The organism is Kitasatospora cheerisanensis KCTC 2395 (assembly GCF_000696185.1).
GTDB classification, from domain to species: Bacteria; Actinomycetota; Actinomycetes; order Streptomycetales; family Streptomycetaceae; genus Kitasatospora; species Kitasatospora cheerisanensis.
Map to the genome: position 1 here is coordinate 3,314,265 of NZ_KK853997.1, position 23,562 is coordinate 3,337,826.

A 23,562-nucleotide genomic window follows, 5' to 3' on the forward strand; every position below is an offset into this window, starting at 1 on the left:
CGCGGGATGTCCTCCCGCGACACTCTACGCGCGTAACAACGCAATCAGCCAGGGAAACCCGGCCGGTCTACAGCTTGTCCGGCCCGAACGCGTCCGGCAGGACCTCGCTCATCGGCCGCACCCCGGACGGCAGTTCGACCAGCAGGTCCGGCCCGCCGTGCTCGAACAGCAGCTGGCGGCAGCGCCCGCACGGCATCAGCAGCTCGCCGGCGCCGTCCACGCAGGTGAACGCCGTCAGCCGGCCGCCGCCGGTGGCGTGCAACGCGGAGACCAGGCCGCACTCGGCGCACAGGCCGAGGCCGTAGGAGGCGTTCTCCACGTTGCAACCGGTCACCGTGCGGCCGTCGTCGACCAGCGCGGCCGCCCCGACGGGGTACTTGCTGTAGGGCGCGTACGCGTGGCGCATCGCCTCGCGGGCCGCGGTCCGCAGCGCCTCCCAGTCCACCTCGGTCACTTGGCCTGTCCCTTGCGGTAGATCTGGCCGTCGGCCTTGGGCATTCGCAGCCGCTGCGCGGCGAGCGCGAGCACCACCAGGGTGATCACGTACGGGGTGGCGACGATCAGCGGGCGCTGGACGGCGTCCGTGGTGGCGTACCAGAGGGCGACGCCGCCGGCCACCACCAGGCTGATCGCGCCGGCCACGAAGCGGCGGCGGTAGAAGTGCCACAGCGCGAGCGCCGTCATCGCGATGGCGACCACCAGCAGCAGCACGTGCACCGAGTCGGCGTCGCGCAGCTGGAGGCTGTCGGTGAAGCCGAACAGGCCCGCGCCGGCGGCCAGGCCGCCCGGCATCCAGTTGCCGAAGATCATCGCGGCCAGGCCGATGAAGCCGCGGCCCTGGGTCTGGCCGTCCCGGTAGAAGTGCGCCGCGACCAGCGACAGGTACGCGCCGCCGAGACCGGCGAAGGCGCCGGAGCTGATCACCGCGAGGTACTTGTACTTGTAGACGTTGACGCCCAGCGACTCGGCGGCGGTCGGGTTCTCGCCGCAGGAGCGCAGCCGCAGGCCGAACACGGTGCGCCAGAGCACGAAGTAGCTGGCGACCAGGAACGCGGCGGCGATCAGGGTGACCACCGACAGGTCGGTGACCACGCCGCGGACGATGCCGGCCACGTCGGAGACCAGGAACCAGTGGTGCTTCTCGACGCCGTCCAGCCAGCTCGACAAGCCGGGGACGGTGAACGAGGGCAGCGAGTCGGCCGGCGGCGACTGGTTCGCACCGGCGCCGTCCGCCACGTAGTCCTTGTAGTAGATCCGGTTCATGTACGCGCAGATGCCGGGGATCAGCAGGTTGATGCCGACGCCGGACACGATGTGGTCGACGCCGAAGGTGACGGTGATCAGCGCGTGCAGCAGACCGCCGAGCGCGCCGCCGACCATGCCGGCCAGCAGGCCCACCCACGGGTTGACCAGGAAGCCGCCCCAGGCGCCGCAGAACGTGCCGGCCACCATCATGCCTTCGAGGCCGATGTTGACCACGCCGGCGCGCTCGGACCACAGGCCGCCGAGGCCGGCCATCGCGATCGGCACGGCGGAGGACAGCGCGGCGGAGATCTGGCCGGAGGAGGTCAGGCCGTGGTTGCCGGTGATCGCGCCGACCACGGCGAACAGCAGCAGGGCGGCCGCGATCAGCAGCAGCACCACCGGCCAGGTCAGCTTGGACTTCTTCTTCGCGGGCTGGGCCGGCGACTTCGGCTTGGCGACAGCGGTGCTCATGCCGCCACCTCCTTCTGGGCGGCCGCGGCAGCCTGCGCGGCGAGCTCGGCGCCGACCTTCTGCTGCTGGCGCTTGAGGCCGAAGCGGCGCACCAGTTCGTAGGCCACGACGACGCAGATGACGATGGTGCCCTGGATCACCGGGATGATCTCGGACGGGTAGTCGCCCCGGGTGGGCAGCTGGGCGCCGGAGGCGTCCAGGAAGGCGAACAGCAGCGCGGAGAACGCGATGCCGATCGGGGTGTTGCGGCCGAGCAGGGCCACCGAGATGCCGACGAAGCCGAGGCCGGTCTGCACGTTCTGGCCGAAGTACGGGGTGTTCTGCATCAGTTCGGGCAGGCCGACCAGGCCGGCCAGCGCGCCGGAGACCACGATCGAGGTGATCACCATGCGCTTGACGTTCACGCCGGACGCCTTGGCGGCGGACTCCGAGCGGCCGGTGGCGCGCAGGTCGAAGCCGAACCGGGTGCGGTTCAGGGTGAACTGGAAGACCACGCCGACCAGCACCGCGATCACGATGAAGCCCCACAGGGTGCCGCCCTGCGTCTCGAACGAGAAGAAGTGGCTGGACTCGGAGATCTTCGCGGTCTGGATCGAGTTGGTGGTGCCGCTGGTCTTCGGGGCCAGGATGCCCGGCACCAGCAGCACGCCGATCACGGCGGTGGCGATGGCGTTCAGCATGATGGTCGAGATGACCTCGCTGACGCCCCGGTAGACCTTCAGCAGGCCGGCGATCGACGCCCACAGGCCGCCGACGAACATCGCGACGATCAGCAGCAGCGGGATCTGCAGGAAGGCCGGCAGGTCGATCTGGGTGCCGACGAACGCGGCGAACATCATGGCCAGCTTGTACTGGCCCTCGATGCCGATGTTGAACAGGTTCATCCGGAACCCGAACGCGGCGGCGGCCGCGGCCAGGTAGTAGACGGTCGCCTTGTTCAGGACGGCGACCTGGCCGTCCGAGGCGGTGCCGTAGTTCCACATGATGGTGAACGCGTCGAACGGGTCGCGGCCGGAGACCGCGAGCAGCGTGCCGGCGATGATCACCGACAGCAGCACGGCCAGCACGGGAGCGGCCAGGGCGAGCCCGATCCGCTCCAGGTCGATCCGCTGCGAGAGCGGCCGCTTGGCCGCTTCCGCAGCCGGGGGGTTGGGACTGGTCATGTGGCTACTCCCCCGCCTGCTCGTCGTCGGCGGTGTCGGTGGACGGTCCCCGGTCGGACGCCGCCTCGGTGCCTTCGGCGGCGAGCGCCTGGGCGGCGGCGACGGCCTCCGGGTCGGAGGCGATGTGACCGGTCGCGGCGCCGGTCATCGCGGTGCCGAGGTCCTCGGCGGTGACGGTGGCCGGGTCGGCGTCGGCGACCAGCGCGCCGCGGTAGATCACCCGGATGGTGTCGGACAGGCCGATCAGCTCGTCGAGGTCGGCGGAGATCAGCAGCACCGCGAGGCCCTCGCGCTGCGCGGAGCGGATCTGCTCCCAGATCTGCGCCTGCGCGCCGACGTCCACGCCGCGGGTCGGGTGGGCGGCGATCAGCAGCTTCGGGTCGTGGCTCATCTCGCGGCCGATGATCAGCTTCTGCTGGTTGCCGCCGGACAGCGACGCCGCGGTGACCTCGATGCCGGGGGTGCGGACGTCGTACTGCTCGACGATCCGCTGGGTGTCGGCGCGGGCGCCGGCCGGGTCGAGCAGCAGCCCCTTGGAGTTGGGCCGCTCGGTGACGTGGCCGAGGATCCGGTTCTCCCAGAGCGGGGCCTCCAGCAGCAGGCCGTGCCGGTGCCGGTCCTCCGGGATGTAGCCGATGCCGGCCTCCCGGCGGGTCCGGGTCAGGGCGCCGGTGAGGTCGGCGCCGTCCAGCGTGACGGTGCCGGCGTCCAGCGGCAGCATGCCCATGATCGCCTCGACCAGTTCGGCCTGGCCGTTGCCCTCGACGCCGGCGATGCCGAGGATCTCGCCCTTGCGGATGCGCAGCGAGATGTCGTCCAGCACCACGCGCTCGACTCCCTCGGCGTCCGGCTTGGCGATCCGCAGGCCCTCGACCTTGAGCATCTCCACGTCGGTGACGGTGGACTCGCGGCTCTCCGGGGAGGGCAGTTCGGCGCCGACCATCAGCTCGGCGAGCTGACGGGCCGTCACGGTGCGCGGATCGGCGTCGCCGACCGTGGTGCCGCGGCGGATCACGCTGATCGCGTCGGCGACCGAGAGCACCTCGTGCAGCTTGTGCGAGATGAAGATGACGGTGACGCCCTCGGCCTTGAGCTCGCGCAGGTTGTCGAACAGCGCGTCGACCTCCTGCGGGACCAGCACCGCGGTCGGCTCGTCGAGGATCAGGATCCGGGCGCCGCGGTACAGCACCTTGAGGATCTCGACCCGCTGCCGGTCGGCGACGCCGAGGTCCTCGACCAGCTCGTCCGGCCGGATGTCCAGGCCGTACTGGTCGGAGAGCTCGCGGATCCGGGCCTTGGCCTTCGCGCCGATGCCGTACAGCTTCTCGCCGCCGAGGACGATGTTCTCCCAGACGGTGAGGTTGTCCGCCAGCATGAAGTGCTGGTGCACCATGCCGATGCCGCGGGCGATCGCGTCGCCGGGGGTGGAGAACTCCACCTGCTCGCCGTCGATGGCGATGGTGCCCTCGTCCGGCTTCTGCATCCCGTAGAGGATCTTCATCAGGGTGGACTTGCCGGCGCCGTTCTCGCCCATCAGGGCGTGCACGGTGCCGCGCTGCACGGTGATGTCGATGTCGTGGTTGGCCACCACGCCGGGGAAGCGCTTGGTGATGCCGCGCAGTTCGACGGCCGGTGTCGCCGTCCCCGCGCTGGGGGTGCCGCCGGGAGAGGCGGAGTCGGAGGGGGTGATGGCGATCTCCTGCTGGTCGTCGGGCGCTTCGTCGCGCTGGAGGCTCAGGGGGTCGGCTGGAGGCTCGGGGGCCCGGGGTGGCGGCCGCCGGACGGGCACCGGGACGACCGGTGCGGAGACGGGCAGGGGCCCGGTGGATGCGCTGGGCGCATCCGTCCGAGCCCCTTCCGTGCGATGTGTCAGACCACGCGCCGCCCCGTGGGCGGGCGGCGCCGTTGCAGGGCGTCAGCCCTTACGGAGCGGTCGGAACCTTGGTGGCGCCGCTGGTGATCTGCTGGGTGGCGGCGTCGATCTTGGCCTTGATGTCGTCGATGTAGCCACCGGTGGTGGCCAGCGAGACGCCGCCGTCCTTCAGGTCGAAGTTCTTGACGCCGGACTGCACGTTGCCGTCCTTGACCGACTTGACGAAGGAGAACACGGCGGTGTCCACGTTCTTCACCATCGAGGTGAGGATGTGGTCCTTGTACTTGTCGAGGGCCGGCTGCTTGGCCTGGTCGGAGTCGACGCCGATGGCCCACTTGGTGCCCTGGGCGGTGGCGACGGCCTCGATGGCGCCGCTGCCGGAGGAGCCGGCGGCGGAGTAGATGACGTCCGCGCCCTTGTCGAGCTGGCCCTGCGCGGCCTGCTTGCCCTTGCCCGGGTCGGCGAAGCCGGTGAAGTCCGGCGGGGTGGTCAGGTAGGTGACCTCGACCGCGATGCTCGGGTCGACGGACTTGGCGCCCGCGGTGTAGCCGGCCTCGAACTTCTTGATCAGCTCGGACTGCACGCCGCCGATGAAGCCGATGTGCTTGGTCTTCGACTTGTTGGCCGCGGCCACGCCCGCCAGGAACGAGCCCTGCTCCTCCGAGAAGGTCAGCGAGGTCACGTTGGACGGCTGGTCGGGCGAGTTGGAGTCGATGATCGCGAACTTGACGTTCGGGTTGTCCTTGGCGACCTTGTTGACCGCGTCCTGGTAGACGAAGCCGACCGCGATGACCGGGTTGAAGCCGCTGGTGACCAGGGACTTCAGGCGCTGCTCCTTGTCGCCCTCCGACTCGCCGGACTTGGCCTCGGCCTCGTTGATGACGGCGCCCAGGTCGGACTTGGCCTTGTCCAGACCACGCGCGGCCGAGTCGTTGAAGGACTGGTCACCGCGGCCGCCGATGTCGTAGGCCATGCCGACCTTGAGACCGGAGCCGCCGCCGGCGGAGGCGGTGTTGTTGTCGGTGCTCTTTGCGCCGCAGGCGGCGAGCGAGGCGATGCCCAGGGAACCCGAGAGCACGGCCGCGGCGAGCTTGAGTGAACGGCGCAAGGGAGTTTCTCCTTCTCACACACCCGGTTGGCGTGGTCGAGCGCCACCGTAACGCGCGTAGAACACGGTTGTGTTACGGCCTGCACGGGCCTGGGTGTTGTTATCAAAATGTGGTCGTACGCCCGGGCAAATCCGGACATAGCCGCACACTTGTTCAACTCCCGTTCCGCTACTGGCTGGTATCGGTCCACCACGGTACGCCTCCCCGCCCGGCCCCGAGAAGGAGCCGCGCCGACCCCTCGGCGCGGCTCCGGAGCGGGCGGGGAAGCGCCGGAATCAGCTCAGCCCGACCCAGAACATCTGCACCGTGCCATCGTCGTTCCGGTTCTGCGCCGGGTCGAAGGAGGCCGGCAGCGAGCCGGCCGAACCGGGCAGCGAGGCCACCCGGTAGGTGGCCGGCGTGAGCCCGGCGTTCAGGAACGCGCCCGGGTTGGGGAACGTCGAACCCCGGGCGAAGGACGGCGGGTTGGAGCCGTTGGCCAGCAGCGCCACCCAGTGGAAGCCGGGGCCGAGGGTGACCGGCCCGGTCAGCGGCATCCGGCACAGCGCGTTCACCCCGGTCGACCACGCGGAGGCCTGGTCCGCGGCGGTGCGGGCCAGCAGCTTGCCGGTGCGGTCGTACACGCCGGCCTGGTTGCCGGCGCCGAACCCGCTGCCGGTCCCCGCCAGCAGCACCGAGACCGCCGAGACGGTGACCGGCTGGTGCGTCTCCACCCGCACCAGGTAGACGTTGCCCGAGCTCAGCCGGCTGCTCAGGTCGGTCGCCGCGGCCGGGTCGAAGGACCAGGTGCCGAAGCCCGAGTCGGCGGGCTGCGGCGCGTTGCCGACCGGGGTGATCGCGGGCGACGGCACGTTGTAGCTGACGCCCGCGCTCGTGGTCCGGTTGTGCATGGTGGTGCCGGTGTCGACCACCGCGCCCGCGTCGTCGCGGACGCTCGCCACCGTGCCGGTGAGCACGCAGCCGGTGAGCAGCACCCGCAGCGCCCGGTCGGCGTACACGCCGTAGTCGGGGGCGAGCAGCCCGCCGGGCGCGTCGTCGCCGGAGACGTGGGTGGCGCAGCCGGTCAGCGCGACCGGGAGGGCGGGGGTGCCGCCGGCCGGGGCGGTGATCCGGAAGCCCGCGTAGCCGCCCGGGTTGGCGTTGTCGTTGCGGCCGTCGCGGCTGGCCTGGCAGCCGGTCAGGGTGATGACGTGCGGCGCGGGCGAGTGGGTCGGGTCGTTCTGCGGGCTCTCGACCAGCCAGCCGTTGAGGCGGTTGCGGTCGGTCTGGCACTCGGTGAAGCCGACCGTCCCGCACTTGCCGGTGACGTGGAAGCCGTTGCCGTCGTTCCAGGTGGCCCGGACGCCGGTGAAACCGGTGGCGCCGATGCCGGCGAAGGACCAGCCGTCGCCGCCGTTGGCCGCGGCCTCGCAGGAGTCCAGCATGGAGTCGGCGAAGGCGAACGCCGCCCCGCCGCTGTTCTCGGAGCGCCAGCCGCCGAACTTGTTGGCCTCCAGGGAGACGTGCGAGACCTCCCAGCCCCCGGGGAAGCCGTCCGCGGTGGAGTCGGTGTGCACCGCGTAGCCGTGGAAGTTGAAGATGCCGACGTTGTCCAGCCGGACGGCCTTGATCTGGCCCTTGGCGGTCAGGCCGTCAACGGTGCCGCCGTTGGTCCCGTTGTCGGTGGTGCGGGCCGAGCTGAGCACCAGGTTCCGCAGCCGGGCGCCGTTGCCGTCCAGCCGGATCAGCGTGGAGCCGGTGAAGGCGCCCCACTTGGGCTTGATGAACACCGGCGGCACCGGTCCGCCACTGGCGTTCTTCGGCAGGTAGCCCCACCAGCGGCTGCCGAGCGTGCCGGCCAGCGTGATGTGGCCGGGCACGGCGACGGTCTTGCCGACCACGTACTGCCCGGCCGGGAAGTACACGACGCCGCCGGGCGGGCAGGCGGCGATCGCCGCGGTGATGGCGTTCCAGTCGTCGGTGTTGCCGTCGCCGAGGGCGCCGTACTGCTTGACGTTGAACCAGTCGACGGGCGGCGCGGCCGGGTCGGCGGCGGCCGCGCCGGGTGCCGCGGCCAGGCCGGCGGCGGCGGTGGCGCCGGCGGCCCCGGCGGCGAACAGGAGTCTGCGGCGGGTGCTGTGCACGGTTTCGGGTCCCCTCCCTGGTGATCGTTTGCGCGGCCGATTCGACCACGGAACGACCGCCCGGGGAAGGGCGCCCGACGGCTGACGCCGGATCAGGTCCGGGCGTGCTCCAGGGCCAGCGAGGCGAACAGTTCGACGCCGATGCCGATGGCCCGCTCGTCCGCGTCGAAGTCGCCCTGGTGGAGGTCGCGGACGCCCTTCTCGTCGGGGCCGCGGACGCCGAGGCGGGCGAGCGCGCCGGGGGCGTGCTCCAGGTACCAGGAGAAGTCCTCGCCGCCCAGGCTCTGCTCGGTCGGCTCGACCACCGGGCCGCGGCCGTCGGCGAACCGGGCGTTCATCGCGGTCTCCAACTGGTCGATGGAGTCGGCCTCGTTGACCACCGGCGGGACGCCGCGGTGGTAGTCCAGCGTCCACTTGGCGCGGTGCGTCTCGGCGAGGAGCGCGACCAGGTCCTCCAGCACCTCCGGGGCCTGCCGCCAGCCCGCCAGCTCCAGGCAGCGGACGGTGCCCTCCAGTTCGGCGTGCTGCGGGATCACGTTCGGCGCGGAGCCGGCCGCGATCCGCCCCCACACCAGCGACACGCCCCAGCGCGGGTCCATCCGCCGGGCCAGCCCGGCGGGCGCCTCGGCGGCGAGCTTGGCGACCGCGGTGACCAGGTCGGTGGTCAGGTGCGGGCGGGCGGTGTGCCCGCCCGGGCCGTCCACGCTGATCATCACCTTGTCGCAGGCCGAGGTGATCGCCCCGGTCTTCAGGCCGATCCGGCCGACCTGCACCTTGGGGTCGCAGTGCACCGCGAAGATCCGGCCGACGCCTTCCATCCCGCCGGCCGCGATCACGTCCAGCGCGCCGCCCGGCATCATCTCCTCGGCGGGCTGGAAGATCAGCCGGACCGGACGGGTCAGCTCCCCCGCGGCCAGCGCCTCGGCCAGCACCAGGCCGGTGCCGAGCACCACCGCGGTGTGCACGTCGTGCCCGCAGGCGTGCGCCCGGCCGGGCAGCGTGGAGCGGTACGGGACGTCCTTCTTGGCGTCGTCGATCGGCAGCGCGTCGATGTCGGCGCGGAACGCCAGCAGCGGGGTGCCGGGGGCGGTGCCCGGCGGCACCAGGTCGACCAGCAGGCCGGTGCCGCCCGGGAGCACCCGCGGTTCCAGCCCGGCGGCCAGCAGTCGCTCGCGGAGCAGCCGGGTGGTGCGGAACTCCTGGCGGCCGAGCTCCGGGTGCCGGTGGAGGTCACGTCGCAGGTCGACCAGCTCGGCCTGGTGGGCCGCCACTCGGGCGCGGAGGCCGGGCAGGGGGCGGACGGCGGTGACGGTGGCGGCGGCTGCCGGCTGAGGATCGTTCACGCTTGACAAGAGTAGGCCGGTGGTGGGGTTTTGGCCTGCCTTCCGGCGAAGTTCTCACCGTTTGGATGCATACCGGCCCCCAGGGTGGGTATGACTCGTCGATTCGGCCCGCCCCTGTGTTCGGGCTCCTTCGTGTGCAACGACCTGCACCGGCCGCCGGACACGGCGATCGCCCCGCCCGGCGCCCCCGGCCCGCCCCGGCCCAACCTTTCCCCCCGATCGAGTCATGGCGCGGTAAAGCTTTCGGGCGCGCTCTTGAGTGACGCACAGCAGTCCGAATAGACAGCTTCCGCACAGTCAACTCCGGTGCCGCGGTGGGCTGCCAACCGCCTGCGGCGCGCCTCGTCACGCCCTCACGAGGGGCTGCTGACGCTCCATCGAACCGAGAAGGGGGGACCGACGTGCCCATATCGCGCAATCGGCTCGCCAAGAGCATCGCTCCGGCCACCGTCGCGGCCGCACTGATCCTCACCACCCTCGGCGCGGCCGTTCCGGCCTCCGCCGCCACCCCCGTGGGCGACACCGCCCGCGCCCTGCCGGGCACCCACCCGGACTGGGCCACCCGCAGGCCGACGCGGGCGCGGCCGACGCCGCCGCCCCGGCGACCGCGCGGATCTACCTGGCCGGACGCGACGCGAGTGGCCTCGCCGCCCTCGCCCAGGCCGTCTCCGACCCCCACTCGTCCGCCTACGGCCAGTACCTGACGTCCACTCAGGTCCAGGCGAAGTTCGGCGCGACCCCGGAGCAGGTCAAGGCCGTCACCGACTGGGTGTCCGGCGCGGGCCTCACGGTCTCGGCCGGCAACGCCCACTACGTGCAGGTCTCCGGCTCCACCGCCGCGATGTCCAAGGCGTTCGGCACCGGCTTCCACAACTACCGCACCGCGGACGGCACCCACCGGGCGCCGACCGCCGACGCGAAGGTCCCGGCCTCGGTGTCCGGCGCCGTGCTGGCCGTCTCCGGCCTGGCCGACGCGATCCACAAGAACAGCTCGTCCGCCACCTCGGTCCGCGAGGCCGAGAAGAGCGCGAACGCCAAGCTGGCCGGCCCGGACAAGAAGGACCCGGCGACCCTGCCGACCGTCCCGACCTGCTCCGAGGACGGCTACGGTTCGAAGATCGCCAAGGGCGCTCCCGAGGGCTACGAGAAGAACGAGCCGTTCGCCCCCTGCTCCTACGTGCCGTCCCAGCTCCGCAAGGCCTACGGCGTCACCGACGCCAAGGTCGGCGGCAAGGGCGCCCGCGTCGCCATCATCGACGCCTACGGCCTGTCCACCATGGAGCAGGACGCCAACCACTTCTCCACCCTGCACGGCGACCAGCCGTTCAAGCCGGGCCAGTACACCGAGTACGTCACCCCGGACAAGTGGACCCACGAGGCGGAGTGCGGCGGCGCCGACGGCTGGGCCGGCGAGGAGGCGCTCGACGTCGAGATGGTGCACGGCCTCGCGCCGGACGCCAACGTCGTCTACGTCGGCGGCAACTCCTGCTACGACGAGGACCTGTACGACGCCATGGCCAAGGTCGTGGACGAGCACCTCGCCGATGTCGTCTCCAACTCGTGGGGCGAGATCATGCACGGCACCAGCGGCGACATCGACCCCGCCGTGGTGGCCGCCGACAACCAGATCTTCCAGCTGGGCGCCGTCACCGGCATCGGCTTCACCTTCTCCTCCGGCGACTGCGGCGACAGCTCCCCGGGCGCGGCCGCCACCGGCGTCAACTGCCAGGCCGACACCAACCAGGCGCAGGCCGACTGGCCGTCCGCCTCCCCGTGGGTCACCTCGGTCGGCGGCACCGCCCTCGAACTGGGCGACAAGGACGGCAAGTACGCCCACGAGGTCTCCATGGGCGACCGCCGCTCGGTGCTCTCCGCCGACCAGAAGTCCTGGAGCCCGATGCCGGGCAACTTCTACTTCGGCGGCGGCGGCGGTGTCTCCAAGGACTTCGCCCAGCCGTGGTACCAGCAGGGCGTCGTGCCGGACAGCATCAGCAAGACCGCTGCCGACGGCACCAAGTCCAAGACCCCGCTGCGCGCCACCCCGGACATCGCGATGAGCGGTGACCTGGTCGCCGCCACCCTGGTCGGCTACACCTCCGGCGGCGCCTACAGCGAGGGCGGCTACGGCGGCACCTCGGTGTCCGCCCCGGAGACCGCGGCGATGTTCGCCAACGCGATCGAGACCCGCGGCGGCCGCGCCCTCGGCTTCGCCAACCCGGCGCTGTACGACCGGGCCTCCACCAACGCCTTCCACGACGTGGACGACAACGCCGTCAAGACCAAGCGCGGCAACGTCGTCGACCTGGGCGTCGTCAACGGCACCCTGCGCGTCCGGCTGTACAAGATCGGCGCCGACTACGGCCTGTCGGCCTCCAGCGGCTACGACACCGCCACCGGCCTGGGCTCCCCGGGCAAGGGCTTCTTCAAGTCCTTCGCGCTCAAGAAGTAAGCACCGCCGAGCAGTCGAGGGGTGCGGGGATCTCCCCGCACCCCTCGTCGGCGTTCCGCGACCCGCGCGGCGTCAGAACCGGTCCACCGGGGTGTACGTCCCCCAGACGCCGCGCAGCGCGTCGCAGACCTCGCCGACGGTGGCCCGGGCGGCCAGCGCCTCCTTCATCGGGTACAGCACGTTGTCGCTGCCCTCGGCGGCCTTGCGCAGCGAGGTGAGCGCCCGGTCCACCGCCGAGGAGTCCCGGTCGGCGCGCAGCCGCCGGAGCCGCTCGGCCTGCTGGGCCTCGATCGCCGGGTCGACCCGCAGCGGCTCGTAGGGCTCCTCCTCGGCGAGCTGGAAGCGGTTGACGCCGACCACGGTCCGCGCGCCGGAGTCCTGCTCCTGCTGGATCCGGTAGGCGGTGCGCTCGATCTCGCTCTTCTGGTAGCCCTGCTCGATCGCGGCGACCGCGCCGCCCATGTCCTCCACCTTGGCCATCAACTCCAGCGCGGCGGCCTCGAGTTCGTCCGTCATCGCCTCGACGACGTAGGAGCCGGCGAACGGGTCGACGGTGGCGGTGATGTCGGTCTCGAAGGCCAGCACCTGCTGGGTCCGCAGCGCGAGCCGGGCGGACTTCTCGGTCGGGAGGGCGATCGCCTCGTCGAAGGAGTTGGTGTGCAGCGACTGCGTCCCGCCGAGGACGGCGGCGAGCGCCTGCACCGAGACCCGGACCAGGTTGACCTCGGGCTGCTGGGCGGTCAGCTGGACGCCGGCGGTCTGGGTGTGGAAGCGCAGCATCTGCGACTTGGGGTTCTTCGCGCCGAACTCCTCCTTCATGACGCGGGCCCAGATCCGGCGCGCGGCACGGAACTTGGCGACCTCCTCCAGCAGCGTGGTGCGGGAGACGAAGAAGAAGGACAGCCGCGGCGCGAAGTCGTCGACGTCCATGCCGGCGGCGACCGCGGTCCGCACGTACTCGATGCCGTTGGCGAGGGTGAAGGCGATCTCCTGCGCGGGGTTCGCCCCGGCCTCGGCCATGTGGTAGCCGGAGATGGAGATGGTGTTCCACTTGGGGATCTCGGCCCGGCAGTACTGGAACACGTCGGCGATCAGCCGCAGCGAGGGCTTCGGCGGGAAGATGTACGTGCCGCGGGCGATGTACTCCTTGAGCACGTCGTTCTGGATGGTGCCGGTGAGCCTGCCGCTCGGCACGCCCTGGGCCTCGCCGACCAGCTGGTAGAGCAGCAGCAGCAGCGAGCCGGGCGCGTTGATGGTCATCGAGGTGGAGACCTCGCCCAGCGGGATGCCGCCGAACAGGACGCTCATGTCCTCGACGCTGTCGACGGCGACGCCGACCTTGCCGACCTCGCCGTGCGAGATCGCGGCGTCCGAGTCGTATCCCATCTGGGTGGGCAGGTCGAAGGCCACCGACAGGCCCATGGTGCCGTTCGCGATGAGCTGCTTGTAGCGGGCGTTGGACTCGGCGGCGGTGCCGAAGCCTGCGTACTGGCGCATCGTCCACGGCTTGCCGGTGTACATGGTCGGGTACACGCCGCGGGTGAAGGGGTACTGGCCGGGGGTGCCGAGGCGGCTCGCGGCGTCGAAGCCGGCCAGGGTCTCGGGGCCGTACACCGGCTCGATCGGCAGGCCCGACTCGGTGCGGCGGGGCTCGGCTGCCATGGGGGTCCTCCGCGGAAGATGGTGAAGGGTTAGCGCCGATCAACGGCTCGGCTGGATACGCAATGTAGTCGTGCCCCTCACGGCCAGACAGATGCCACGGCTGGGAGCTTGCTCACAACACCGCCCGGCCGCTCCTTGGGATGATCGCTGCACCGAACACCGGGCCGAACACACGAGGAGTGGGACATGAGCGAGCAGAAGGTGGCCGTGGTCACCGGCGCCAGCAGCGGCATCGGGGCGGCGACCGCCCGGCGGCTGGCCGCGGACGGCTTCCGGGTGGTGCTGACCGCCCGCCGCACCGAGCGGATCGAGGCGCTGGCGAAGGAGCTCGGCGCCCGCGCGTTCACCCTGGACGTGACCGACCGGGCCGCGGTGGACGCGTTCGCCGCCGAGGTCGGCCGGGTGGACGTGCTGGTGAACAACGCGGGCGGCGCGATCGGCGCGGACAGCGTCGAGGCCGGCGACCCGGCGGACTGGCGCACCATGTACGAGGTCAACGTGCTCGGCGTGCTGCACCTGACCCAGGCGCTGCTGCCCGCGCTGCGCGCCACCGGGGACGGCACCGTGCTGATCGTGTCCTCGACGGCGGCGCTGGCCGCGTACGAGGGCGGCGGCGGCTACGTGGCGGCCAAGCACGCCGTCCACTCGGTGGCGCAGACCCTACGCCTCGAACTCGTGGGCGAGCCGCTGCGGGTGATCGAGATCGCGCCGGGCATGGTGAAGTCCGAGGGCTTCGCGCTGACCAGGTTCCGCGGCGACCGGGAGAAGGCGGAGGCGGTGTACGCGGGCGTCGCCGAGCCGCTGACCTCGGAGGACGTCGCCGACACCATCTCCTGGGCGGTGACCCGCCCGCCGCACGTGAACATCGACCTGCTGGTGGTCCGGCCGCGCGCGCAGGCCGCCAACCACAAGGTGCACCGGGCCGGTTGAACCGCGGCCCACGGGGAGCGGTCGGGAACGCGAACGGCGGCGGGTCACAACTTGATAGCTCGAACGGATGAAATCGGCCCGCCGCCTCCCCAACTGATGAACCCTCAACTACCGTGGAGGCGCTGCCCCGCCGAGCCGCAACGGCCCCGCGCGGCGGCGCCACCGCACGCTTCCCCTGTCTCTGCAGCATCCCCCCTTCCCGCCCTCACGAGGAGGATCCGCTGGCCAGCGACATCCCGCCGCAGCGCCTGGACGCGCGGACGGACCCGTCCCTGCTGGGACTCCACCGGTTCAACGAAGCCGACTCCGGCGCCGTCGAGGAGGCGCTGCTCGCGTGCTGCGGCAGCCACCGCTGGGCGCTGCGCCTGACCGCCCACCGCCCGTACCCCGACATCCCGTCGCTGCTCGCGGCCGCCAGCGAGGCCAGCTACGACCTCCGCCCGGCGGACCTCGCCGAGGCGCTGGCGGACGAGAGCTGGATGCCGCAGCCGCTGCTCGGCATGCGCGCCCCCGGCAGCCAGGCGGCGCACACCGCGCTGCGGGCCGCGCACGCCGCGTACGAGGCGCGGTTCGGCCACGTCTTCGTGGTCTGCCTGGAAGGGGTGGACCCGGAGGAGATGCTGGACGCGGTGCTGACCTCGATCCGCACCCGGCTGGCCAACGACCCGGACGAGGAGCGCCTGATCTCGGCCGAGGAGCTGCGGCGGATAGCGCTGTCCCGGCTGGAGCACCTGGTGGCCGTGAAAAGCTGACCCCGCGTCGGCTCTTCGCGGCCCGCCGCGCGGCGCCGCTTCATTCCTCGGAGTGAACGCGCCGGCGCCGGGGCCCCGGCCACCCGTTCGGTGCACACGGGGCGCGCACGCGCGGTCACGGAGCGTCGGAGTTCCCGTTCCGATTAGGCCGTGCGTGCCTGTTTGATCACACCAGGGGCCCCCGACGGCGGCGGGGGACGGCGCGTCGATAGGATGCTCGCGGCCGGTGGACCGTATCCGGCCGGGCTGACCGACAGAAAGCCGGCCGAGCCCCCAAACCGCTTCCGGAGGGTTTTCCGTGCCGGCTGGAACGCTGTACCGCGGCCGGGAAGGCATGTGGAGCTGGGTGGCTCACCGAGTCACCGGCGTCCTGATCTTCTTCTTCCTGTTCGCACATGTCCTGGACACCGCCCTGGTGCGGGTGTCGCCCGAGGCGTACGACTCGGTGATCGCCACGTACAAGATGTGGCTGGTGAACCTGATGGAGTACGGCCTGGTGGCCGCCATCCTGTTCCACGCCCTGAACGGCCTCCGGGTCGTCGCCGTGGACTTCTGGGCCAAGGGCCCGAAGTACCAGAAGCAGATGCTGTGGACCGTGGTCGGCATCTGGATCGTCCTGATGGGCGGCGCCTTCTACCCCGTTCTGCAGCACACCCTTCGCACCTGGTTCGGGGGCTGATCCCGCATGTCCGCTGAGACCAAGGACCTGGTGGTCCCCTCCCTGCAGGCCCACACGGGCCAGGGCCTGGGCACCGGCAACCCGGCCGACGCCTTCGTGGTGGAGCCCGCCCGGGCCCGCACGAAGAAGACCCCGCGCCGCACCCGCACCAACTTCGAGATGCTCGCCTGGCTGTTCATGCGCCTGTCGGGTGTCGTCCTGGTGGTGCTGGTCCTCGGCCACCTGCTGATCAACCTGATGCTGGACGGCGGCGTCTCCAAGATCAGCTTCGCCTTCGTGGCGGGCCGCTGGGCCTCCCCGTTCTGGCAGATCTGGGACCTGCTGATGCTGTGGCTGGCGATGCTGCACGGCTCCAACGGCATGCGCACCGTCATCAACGACTACGCGGAGAAGGACGCCACTCGTCTGTGGCTGAAGGGCCTGCTGGCTGTCGCGACCGTCTTCACGGTGGTCCTCGGCACCCTGGTGATCTTCACCTTCGACCCGAACATCTGACGAGCCACCAGAGGCGACTGACCCCATGCAGATTCACCAGTACGACACCGTCATCGTCGGCGCCGGCGGCGCCGGCATGCGCGCGGCCATCGAGTCGACCCAGCGCAGCCGCACCGCGGTCCTGACCAAGCTCTACCCGACCCGGTCCCACACCGGCGCGGCGCAGGGCGGCATGTGTGCCGCGCTCGCCAACGTCGAGGAGGACAACTGGGAGTGGCACACCTTCGACACGGTCAAGGGCGGTGACTACCTGGTCGACCAGGACGCCGCCGAGATCATGTGCAAGGAGGCCATCGACGCGGTCCTCGACCTGGAGAAGATGGGCCTGCCCTTCTCCCGCACCGACCAGGGCCGGATCGACCAGCGCCGCTTCGGCGGCCACTCCCGCAACCACGGCGAGGCCCCGGTCCGCCGGTCCTGCTACGCCGCGGACCGCACCGGCCACATGATCCTGCAGACGCTGTTCCAGAACTGCGTCAAGCACGGTGTGGAGTTCTTCAACGAGTTCTACGTCCTCGACCTGCTGATCAACGAGGGCAAGACCGCCGGCGTGGTGGCCTACGAGCTCGCCACCGGCGAGATCCACGTCTTCCAGGCCAAGGCCGTGGTGTTCGCCTCCGGCGGCACCGGCAAGATGTTCAAGGTCACCTCGAACGCGCACACCCTGACCGGTGACGGCCAGGCCGTGGCGCTGCGCCGGGGCCTGCCGCTGGAGGACATGGAGTTCTTCCAGTTCCACCCGACGGGCATCTGGCGGATGGGCATCCTGCTCACCGAGGGCGCCCGCGGCGAGGGCGGCATCCTGCGCAACAAGGACGGCGAGCGCTTCATGGAGCGCTACGCCCCCGTCATGAAGGACCTCGCGTCCCGTGACGTGTGCTCCCGCGCGATCTACTCGGAGATCCGGGCCGGCCGCGGCTGCGGCCCCGACGGCGACCACGTCTACCTGGACCTGACGCACCTCCCGCCGGAGCAGCTGGACGCCAAGCTGCCGGACATCACCGAGTTCGCGCGCACCTACCTCGGCATCGAGCCCTACACGGACCCGATCCCGATCCAGCCCACCGCGCACTACGCGATGGGCGGCATCCCGACCAACGTCGAGGGTGAGGTCCTGTCGAACAACACCGACATCGTCCCGGGCCTGTACGCCGCGGGCGAGGTCGCGTGCGTGTCGGTGCACGGCGCCAACCGCCTGGGCACCAACTCGCTGCTGGACATCAACGTGTTCGGCCGCCGGGCGGGCATCGCCGCCGCCGAGTACGCCGAGAAGAACGACTTCGTCGAGCTGCCGGCGAACCCGGGCGCGCTGGTCGAGGCCATGGTGGAGGGCCTGCGGGAGTCCACCGGCACCGAGTCCGTCGCGCAGATCCGCAAGGAGCTGCAGGAGTCGATGGACACCAACGTGTCCGTCTACCGCACCGGCAAGACGCTGCAGCAGGCCGTCGAGGACGTCACGGCGCTCAAGGAGCGCTTCAAGAACGTGTCGATCCAGGACAAGGGCTCGCGCTACAACACCGACCTGCTGGAGGCCATCGAGCTGGGCAACCTGCTCGACCTGGCCGAGGTCCTGGTCGTCTCGGCGCTGGCCCGCGAGGAGTCCCGCGGCGGTCACTACCGCGAGGACTTCCCGACCCGCGACGACGTGAAGTTCATGCAGCACACCATGGCGTACCGCGAGGTGGCCGAGGACGGCTCCACCTCCATCCGCCTCGACTACAAGCCGGTCGTGCAGACCCGCTACCAGCCGATGGAGCGTAAGTACTGATGTCCACTCCGACCGTCGAGACGCACTCGGCCGCGCTGGACGCGGCCGAGGCGGGCAGCGTCCAGCTGATCAGCGTCACCTTCCGGATCCGCCGGTTCAACCCGGAGGAGCACCCGGACCCGGTGTGGGTGGACTACCAGCTGGAGATGGACCCGAAGGAGCGCGTCCTGGACGCGCTCAACAAGATCAAGTGGGAGCAGGACGGCACGCTCACGTACCGCCGCTCCTGCGCGCACGGCATCTGCGGTTCGGACGCCATGCGGATCAACGGCCGCAACCGGCTGGCGTGCAAGACCCTGATCAAGGACGTCAACCCGGAGAAGCCGATCACGATCGAGGCCATCAAGGGCCTCGCGGTCCTCAAGGACCTGATCGTGGACATGGACCCGTTCTTCCAGGCGTACAAGGACGTCATGCCGTTCCTGATCACCTCGGGGAACGAGCCGACCCGCGAGCGCCTGCAGTCGCAGGCCGACCGCGAGCGCTTCGACGACACCACCAAGTGCATCCTGTGCGCCGCCTGCACCTCCTCGTGCCCGGTGTTCTGGAACGACGGCCAGTACTTCGGCCCGGCGGCGATCGTCAACGCGCACCGCTTCATCTTCGACTCCCGCGACGAGGGCGCCGAGCAGCGCCTGGAGGTCCTCAACGACCGTGAGGGCGTGTGGCGTTGCCGCACCACCTTCAACTGCTCGGAGGCCTGCCCGCGCGGCATCGAGGTCACCAAGGCGATCCAGGAGGTGAAGCGCGCGCTCGTCACGCGTCGCTTCTAGTCCTCGGACTGCTCGCAGGGCCCGTCCGGAGTTCGCTCCGGGCGGGCCCTCCGCCGTTCTTCAGGAGGCGGGTCCCCGGCCGTTCCTGACGGTGGCCAGGGTGAGCAGCAGCGGGCCGAGGAACAGCGCCGCGGCCATCGTCCGGTAGTCCTGCCCGGCCGCGGCGGCGGTGAGCGCCAGCTGGGTGCCGAGGACGGCCGCGCCGGCCACCGGGACGAGCGCGGGCAACCGGTGCCGCCAGGCGTACAGCAGGGCCGCCGCCAGGCCCAGGTACGCCCACAGGGCGCCGCGCCACAGCAGCCAGTCCAGCTGCGGGGCGCGCAGCAGGGTGCGGCTCCACGCGGCGGCGGCGTGCAGCGGCCGCAACAGGCCGTGCGAGGACGCGGCGGGCTCGGGCACCTCGGTGCCGGCGTGCGGGCCGCCGGTGGCCGCCCACACCGACCAGGCGAGGCGGCCGCGGCAGAGCCGGGCGTCCAGCACCCGGTCCGGGTGGTCGCGCAGCAACTGCCGCCAGGCGGTGGCGAGTCCGTCCTGCTCGCGGCGGGCGGCCGCGGCGTCCCAGCGGTCGGTGAGGGCGGACGTCGCCGAGCAGTCCGCGCCGGCCGCGTCCCAGGCGGCGGCCGGGGCGACGGCCGTCAGCACCGCCGGCGGGCGGGACGGGTCGCGGTGCTGGGCGAGCGCCAGGTCGGCGGCGCGCAGGGTGTGCAGGTCGCCGGTGCGGGCCGCCGGGTGGCCGAGCAGCGCCAACGCGATCGGCACGGCCAGCGCCAGCGCGGTGAGCAGCGCGAGCCGGACCCGCACCCGGGGCAGCGCCGCCAGCAGGACCAGGGCGGCGATCAGCGCGGTGCCCGCGCCGCGGGCGCCGGTCAGGGCGAGCAGCACGACGGCCGCGAACAGCACCGCCAGGTCCAGCCGCTGCGCCGGGCCGCCCCGGTGCAGCGTCCCCCGGCGCGCCGGGCGAGCAGCCGCAGCCCGGCCGCGGTCAGCAGCAACGCGCCTGCGGTGAACGGCACTTCGGGGCTGAGCGAGACCACCAGGCTGCCGGTCGGCGGCAGCGCGGCCAGCGCCAGCGCGACCGGGCCCGACCAGCGGCCGCGCACCCCGAACCGGGCCAGCGCGGCCACCAGGTGCCCGAGCGCGAACGCCACCGCCGCGGTCTGGGCCAGCGTCACCCCGCCCGGGTGCAGGGCGCGCACGGCGGCGTCGTACAGCGGTGCGCCGGTCGGCCCGCCGCCGGTGAACGCCGGGTACCCGGCGGCCCACCAGAGCAGCAGGACGGCCTGGCAGGCCGCGGCCACCGCGAACGGCAGCCGCAGCCGGGACTTGGCGCGCCGGTGCCGCCGTTCCCGTTCCTGGCGCTGCGCCCACTCGGGGCGGGTGTCGCCGAGGGTGGTGCTGGTGCTCATCGCGGAGCCTCCCACATCCCCTGCTCCCCGGCCCGGCCACCGGCCCCTCGCCGCCATCCGCCCGGAAGTCGTGCCGGGCAGGCTAGCAGCCGGATTCGGCCACCTCCAGAGGCCCGGACGCGGACATTCCAAAGGCCCGCCCCGGCCGTGGCCGGAGCGGGCCCCTGACGTCGGATCAGGCCAGCGCGCCCAGGTCCTTCGGGTTCGCGACGCCTTCGAAGGTCACCAGGTGCCGGTCGGCGGTGACGGCGTACAGGTCGGCCTGCCCGTCCCCGTCGAGGTCGCCGGAGCTGCCCAGGGTCGGGTATCCGGCCACCGGGAAGCTGCCGATGACGGTGCCGGTCGCCGGGTCCGCGAGCGCCGAGAAGTCGAAGCCGCCGTTGGCGAGCTTCGGCACGGCGTAGGAGCGCAGGGTGCCGGTGGACTGCTCGCGGGCCCACAGCGCGAGGTTGCCGTTGGCGTCGGGGCCGGGGGCGATCAGGTCGTAGCCGTTCCACAGGCCGGTGCTGGTCAGCTGGGTGGACTTGCCGAACCGCGACGGGTCGCGCTGCAGCCACAGGTTGCCCTGCTCGACGTCCAGCAGGGTGATGCCGTTCGGGTTGGCGGTCTCCACGGAGCCGAACGCGACCAGCTGCTGGACGTCCTGGTAGCCGGTGCTGTGGTCGGCCGGGCAGGCGACCGCGAGCTTGGCGGTGTCGACGCAGGAGGTGGCGTGGCCGATCAGCGACGGCGAGCGGGTGCCGAGCGGCAGCGCGCCCTGATTGACGTACTGGTACAGGTAGCCGGAGTTGCCGGGGGCGGCGTCGCGGACGTAGACGGTGTCGGCGGGCGCGCCGCCGCCGCTCCAGCCCTTGTGGACGACCTGGAGGCCGCTCCAGCTGCCGCCGATCGGCGCCTGGGCGGCCGGGACGACGGTGGTCGGGGCGGTGCTGCCGGCGTCGCCGCCGATCACCAGCAGGTTGCCCTGCGAGTCGGGCAGCAGGATGTCGGGGACGCCGTCGTTGTCGACGTCGCCGAGGGCCTTCGGCGGGTTCGGGTTCGACGGGGCGTAGAAGGTGTAGGAGACCGGCTGGGCGGCGTTGCCCGCCTGGTCGACCGCCTGCACGGTGAGCGTGTGGCTGCCCCACTCGGCGGGCTTGAGGGTGACGCTCGCGGTGCCGTCGGCCGCGGCCGCGACCACGCCCTGGCCGGGGGCGCAGCCGCCCACGCCCGGGGTGTTGTCCAGCACGTAGCGGAAGCAGGCCACGCCGGAGGCCGCGTCCGCGGCGGAGAAGGTGAAGACGCCCTTCTGGCCGGCGTACTTGCCGCCGCCGGTCTCCGGGAAGTCCGCGGAGGCCACGGTGAGGGCGGTCGGGGCGGCGGTGTCGACGCCGAAGCGGCAGGTCTCGGTGGGCGCGCCGGAGCCGGGCCGGAAGTCCGGCCAGACCTGCCAGGTGTAGCCGGCGCCGTCGGCGAGGCCGGGGACGGTGACCTGGACGGTGCCGTCGGCGGCGGTGGCGGCGGTGCCGTCGAACACCTTGGCGCCGGCGGCGTCCCACACCTTGAAGCGGGCGGAGGGCGCGGTGGTGTGCGCGGTGAGGACCGGGGAGGCGGTGGTCAGCCAGCCGGGCGTGCCGGTGGCGTCGCAGCCGTCACCGGTGAGGGCGGGCGTCGACCGGACGGTCGGGCCGGTGACGGCGTGGCCGGGCACGGCCTGCGCGGCGGGCGCGGCGAACAGGCCGGCGGCGAGGGCCGCGGTGGCGCAGGCGGCGAGCAGCCGCGGAGAGGTGGCGCGGGACATCGGGTGTTCCCCCCAGGAAGCGTTGCCCGGGCAGGTCGGTCACCTGCCCGGCCGCGCATCCTGACACCCCATGTGACCTGCCCGCAAGCAAAATCTCGGCAAGCCCGGCGGCTACTGGGCGGCGGCCTCGCGGCGCAGCGCGCGCAGGCCGCGGACGCCGATCCAGCCGATGCCGAGGCCGAGCAGCAGGGAGGTGACGGCGAGCAGCAGGTGGACCCAGAAGAAGGCGGTCGGCTGGGAGTGGTCGCCGTTGACGAAGGCCTGGCCGCCGGAGTCCTTCCAGAGGTTCTTCGCGAAGGTGGTCCAGATCATGATCGACCAGGCGCCGAAGGCGGTGAGGAACCAGGAGACCGGGCGGCTGAGCTTCATGACGGGTCCTTCGCGGCAGACGGGTGGCCCGTCCAGTATGCGCGCCCGCCATTCGGAGCATCCGGCGGTACTCGTTCGTGGCGTCGGGCGGTGGCTCCGACGCTTGGGCGGCGGTCGGGCGGCGGGGGCGGGTTAGTTTCCCGGAATGCAGATAATCCGCCGGATCGTCCACGGTTCGTCCGCTGCCGCCCTGGTGCTGCTCGCGACGGGCCCGGTGACCGCGAACGCCGCGACCGGTGACGCCCCGCCGCCCGTCGTGGTGGGCGGCGACCGGCTGGGCGCGGCGGGCGTGCAGGTCGCGCCGGGCCCGGGCGCCCCGCCGCTGCCGGGCAGCCTGACCGGCAAGTCCTGGGTGGTGGCGGACGCGACCACCGGCGAGGTGCTGGCGTCGTTCAACGCGCACGCGCAGCTGCCGCCCGCGTCCACCCTGAAGATGCTGTTCGCGGACACCGTGCTGCCCCGGTTCCCGGCCGACGAGGTGCACCGGGTCACCTGGGCGGAACTCCAGGGGATGGGCGCGGGCAGCAGCCTGGTCGGCATCAAGGAGGACCTCGACTACAAGGTCGAGGACCTGTGGCGCGGGGTGTTCCTGTCCTCCGGCAACGACGCGGTGCACGTGCTCGCGCACATGAACGGCGGGGTGGCGAAGACCGTCGCCGAGATGCAGGCCCGCGCGGAGCAGCTGCAGGCCCGCGACACCCACGTGGTCACCCCGGACGGCTACGACATGGACGGGCAGGTCACCTCGGCGTACGACCTGACGCTGTTCGCCCGGGCCGGCCTGCGGATGCCGGAGTTCCGCGGCTACTGCGCGACCCGGTCGGCGCAGTTCCCCGGCGCGGTGGACAAGAAGACCGGGCAGCGCGGCAGCTTCGGCATCGCCAACACCGACCGGCTGCTCGGCAAGTACCCGGGGCTGATCGGCGTGAAGAACGGCTACACCACCAACGCGGGCGCGACCTACACCGGCGCGGCCGAACGCGACGGCCACACCCTGCTGGTGACGGTGATGCACCCGACGAGCAGCCCGACCGTGTACGACGAGGCGGCCTCGCTGCTCGACTGGGGCTTCGCCGCGGTCGGCAAGGTCACCTCGGTGGGCGTGCTGGCCGACGACCAGGCGCCGCCCGCCGAGACCACCGCGGCCCCGGCCCGGCCGGTCACCGACGCGC

At 72.1% G+C, this 23,562-nt stretch carries 19 protein-coding genes and 1 pseudogene; 8 read left to right on the plus strand and 12 right to left on the minus strand.

Annotated features, from left to right (window positions below):
• Nucleotides 1-67 precede the first annotated feature (67 nt).
• From KCH_RS14900 to KCH_RS14930, 7 genes are all read right to left on the minus strand, one after another.
• The gene (locus KCH_RS14900) at nucleotides 68-454 is read right to left on the minus strand and encodes a cytidine deaminase (protein WP_035863352.1); all 387 of its coding nucleotides are present in this window, start codon (nucleotides 452-454) and stop codon (nucleotides 68-70) included.
• Nucleotides 451-1,716 carry an ABC transporter permease gene (locus KCH_RS43335; RefSeq protein WP_035863354.1) on the minus strand — a complete coding sequence of 422 codons (1,266 nt, stop codon included), beginning with the start codon at nucleotides 1,714-1,716 and terminating at the stop codon, nucleotides 451-453. The genes KCH_RS14900 and KCH_RS43335 overlap by 4 nt, the downstream gene beginning before the upstream one ends.
• Nucleotides 1,713-2,879: an ABC transporter permease gene (locus KCH_RS14910; protein WP_051653092.1), complete on the minus strand. Its 1,167-nt coding sequence runs from the start codon at nucleotides 2,877-2,879 to the stop codon at nucleotides 1,713-1,715. Before KCH_RS14910 ends, KCH_RS43335 begins: the two co-directional genes overlap by 4 nt.
• A gap of 4 nt (nucleotides 2,880-2,883) precedes the next feature.
• Nucleotides 2,884-4,413: an ABC transporter ATP-binding protein gene (locus KCH_RS14915; RefSeq protein ID WP_425268902.1), complete on the minus strand. Its 1,530-nt coding sequence runs from the start codon at nucleotides 4,411-4,413 to the stop codon at nucleotides 2,884-2,886.
• A gap of 388 nt (nucleotides 4,414-4,801) precedes the next feature.
• Nucleotides 4,802-5,860 (minus strand): BMP family lipoprotein, encoded by a 1,059-nt coding sequence (locus KCH_RS14920; protein WP_035863356.1) that lies wholly within the window; start codon nucleotides 5,858-5,860, stop codon nucleotides 4,802-4,804.
• Between the two features lie 276 nt (nucleotides 5,861-6,136).
• Nucleotides 6,137-7,984 (minus strand): glycosyl hydrolase family 28-related protein, encoded by a 1,848-nt coding sequence (locus tag KCH_RS14925; protein ID WP_035863360.1) that lies wholly within the window; start codon nucleotides 7,982-7,984, stop codon nucleotides 6,137-6,139.
• 92 nt (nucleotides 7,985-8,076) lie between these two features.
• Nucleotides 8,077-9,276, minus strand: coding sequence for an amidohydrolase (locus KCH_RS14930; protein WP_084224205.1), 1,200 nt, complete (start codon nucleotides 9,274-9,276; stop codon nucleotides 8,077-8,079).
• A gap of 604 nt (nucleotides 9,277-9,880) precedes the next feature.
• On the opposite strand from KCH_RS14930, the gene KCH_RS44475 reads away from it, so the two are divergent.
• Nucleotides 9,881-11,776 carry a S53 family peptidase gene (locus tag KCH_RS44475; RefSeq protein WP_279635940.1) on the plus strand — a complete coding sequence of 632 codons (1,896 nt, stop codon included), beginning with the start codon at nucleotides 9,881-9,883 and terminating at the stop codon, nucleotides 11,774-11,776.
• A 72-nt stretch (nucleotides 11,777-11,848) separates the two neighbouring features.
• Here KCH_RS44475 and KCH_RS14940 read toward each other — a convergent pair whose 3' ends face one another.
• Entirely contained in the window at nucleotides 11,849-13,438 is a 1,590-nt protein-coding gene (locus tag KCH_RS14940) for an acyl-CoA mutase large subunit family protein (protein ID WP_035863362.1), read from the minus strand.
• A 186-nt stretch (nucleotides 13,439-13,624) separates the two neighbouring features.
• Here KCH_RS14940 and KCH_RS14945 point away from each other — a divergent pair, with 186 nt between their 5' ends.
• The 6 genes from KCH_RS14945 to KCH_RS14970 all read left to right on the plus strand — a co-directional run bounded on the left by KCH_RS14945 (nucleotide 13,625) and on the right by KCH_RS14970 (nucleotide 18,835).
• A complete protein-coding gene (locus KCH_RS14945; protein WP_035863364.1) occupies nucleotides 13,625-14,368 on the plus strand; it encodes an SDR family oxidoreductase in 744 nt (247 codons plus the stop codon).
• 221 nt (nucleotides 14,369-14,589) lie between these two features.
• A complete protein-coding gene (locus KCH_RS14950) occupies nucleotides 14,590-15,120 on the plus strand; it encodes a 2-oxo-4-hydroxy-4-carboxy-5-ureidoimidazoline decarboxylase (protein WP_425268903.1) in 531 nt (176 codons plus the stop codon).
• A 298-nt stretch (nucleotides 15,121-15,418) separates the two neighbouring features.
• Complete coding sequence (gene sdhC / locus KCH_RS14955) at nucleotides 15,419-15,799, plus strand: succinate dehydrogenase, cytochrome b556 subunit (RefSeq protein WP_035863365.1); 381 nt, start codon at nucleotides 15,419-15,421, stop codon at nucleotides 15,797-15,799.
• A 6-nt stretch (nucleotides 15,800-15,805) separates the two neighbouring features.
• Complete coding sequence (sdhD, locus tag KCH_RS14960; protein WP_035863367.1) at nucleotides 15,806-16,294, plus strand: succinate dehydrogenase, hydrophobic membrane anchor protein; 489 nt, start codon at nucleotides 15,806-15,808, stop codon at nucleotides 16,292-16,294.
• 25 nt (nucleotides 16,295-16,319) lie between these two features.
• Nucleotides 16,320-18,062 (plus strand): succinate dehydrogenase flavoprotein subunit, encoded by a 1,743-nt coding sequence (gene sdhA, locus KCH_RS14965; protein WP_035863370.1) that lies wholly within the window; start codon nucleotides 16,320-16,322, stop codon nucleotides 18,060-18,062.
• Nucleotides 18,062-18,835: a succinate dehydrogenase iron-sulfur subunit gene (locus KCH_RS14970; RefSeq protein ID WP_035863372.1), complete on the plus strand. Its 774-nt coding sequence runs from the start codon at nucleotides 18,062-18,064 to the stop codon at nucleotides 18,833-18,835. The genes sdhA and KCH_RS14970 overlap by 1 nt, the downstream gene beginning before the upstream one ends.
• Nucleotides 18,836-18,895: 60 nt before the next feature.
• Here the strand turns inward: KCH_RS14970 and KCH_RS14975 are convergent, their stop codons facing one another.
• The 4 genes from KCH_RS14975 to KCH_RS14990 form a co-directional block, all read right to left on the minus strand.
• Nucleotides 18,896-19,735 (minus strand): hypothetical protein, encoded by an 840-nt coding sequence (locus KCH_RS14975; RefSeq protein WP_035863374.1) that lies wholly within the window; start codon nucleotides 19,733-19,735, stop codon nucleotides 18,896-18,898.
• On the minus strand, nucleotides 19,702-20,241 hold the full coding sequence (locus KCH_RS14980) for a hypothetical protein (RefSeq protein ID WP_035863376.1): 540 nt from the start codon (nucleotides 20,239-20,241) through the stop codon (nucleotides 19,702-19,704). Before KCH_RS14980 ends, KCH_RS14975 begins: the two co-directional genes overlap by 34 nt.
• Nucleotides 20,242-20,416: 175 nt before the next feature.
• Nucleotides 20,417-22,021 carry a hypothetical protein gene (locus tag KCH_RS14985; protein ID WP_035863379.1) on the minus strand — a complete coding sequence of 535 codons (1,605 nt, stop codon included), beginning with the start codon at nucleotides 22,019-22,021 and terminating at the stop codon, nucleotides 20,417-20,419.
• Between the two features lie 111 nt (nucleotides 22,022-22,132).
• Nucleotides 22,133-22,390, minus strand: coding sequence for an SCO4848 family membrane protein (locus tag KCH_RS14990; protein WP_035863382.1), 258 nt, complete (start codon nucleotides 22,388-22,390; stop codon nucleotides 22,133-22,135).
• Nucleotides 22,391-22,535: 145 nt separating this feature from the next.
• On the opposite strand from KCH_RS14990, the pseudogene KCH_RS47200 reads away from it, so the two are divergent.
• A pseudogene (locus KCH_RS47200) lies at nucleotides 22,536-23,345 on the plus strand (D-alanyl-D-alanine carboxypeptidase family protein); the annotation flags it as partial.
• Nucleotides 23,346-23,562 lie beyond the last annotated feature (217 nt).

Excerpts from the sequence above, each read along its gene's own strand:
- KCH_RS43335 (WP_035863354.1), bottom strand. The coding sequence starts at position 1,716 with ATGAGCACCGCTGTCGCCAAGCCGAAGTCGCCGGCCCAGCCCGCGAAG.
- KCH_RS14910 (WP_051653092.1), bottom strand. The coding sequence starts at position 2,879 with ATGACCAGTCCCAACCCCCCGGCTGCGGAAGCGGCCAAGCGGCCGCTC.
- KCH_RS14915 (WP_425268902.1), bottom strand. The coding sequence starts at position 4,413 with ATGGGCGAGAACGGCGCCGGCAAGTCCACCCTGATGAAGATCCTCTAC.
- KCH_RS14940 (WP_035863362.1), bottom strand. The coding sequence starts at position 13,438 with ATGGCAGCCGAGCCCCGCCGCACCGAGTCGGGCCTGCCGATCGAGCCG.
- KCH_RS14945 (WP_035863364.1), top strand. The coding sequence starts at position 13,625 with ATGAGCGAGCAGAAGGTGGCCGTGGTCACCGGCGCCAGCAGCGGCATC.
- sdhD (WP_035863367.1), top strand. The coding sequence starts at position 15,806 with ATGTCCGCTGAGACCAAGGACCTGGTGGTCCCCTCCCTGCAGGCCCAC.
- sdhA (WP_035863370.1), top strand. The coding sequence starts at position 16,320 with ATGCAGATTCACCAGTACGACACCGTCATCGTCGGCGCCGGCGGCGCC.
- KCH_RS14970 (WP_035863372.1), top strand. The coding sequence starts at position 18,062 with ATGTCCACTCCGACCGTCGAGACGCACTCGGCCGCGCTGGACGCGGCC.
- KCH_RS14980 (WP_035863376.1), bottom strand. The coding sequence starts at position 20,241 with ATGAGCACCAGCACCACCCTCGGCGACACCCGCCCCGAGTGGGCGCAG.
- KCH_RS14985 (WP_035863379.1), bottom strand. The coding sequence starts at position 22,021 with ATGTCCCGCGCCACCTCTCCGCGGCTGCTCGCCGCCTGCGCCACCGCG.
- KCH_RS14990 (WP_035863382.1), bottom strand. The coding sequence starts at position 22,390 with ATGAAGCTCAGCCGCCCGGTCTCCTGGTTCCTCACCGCCTTCGGCGCC.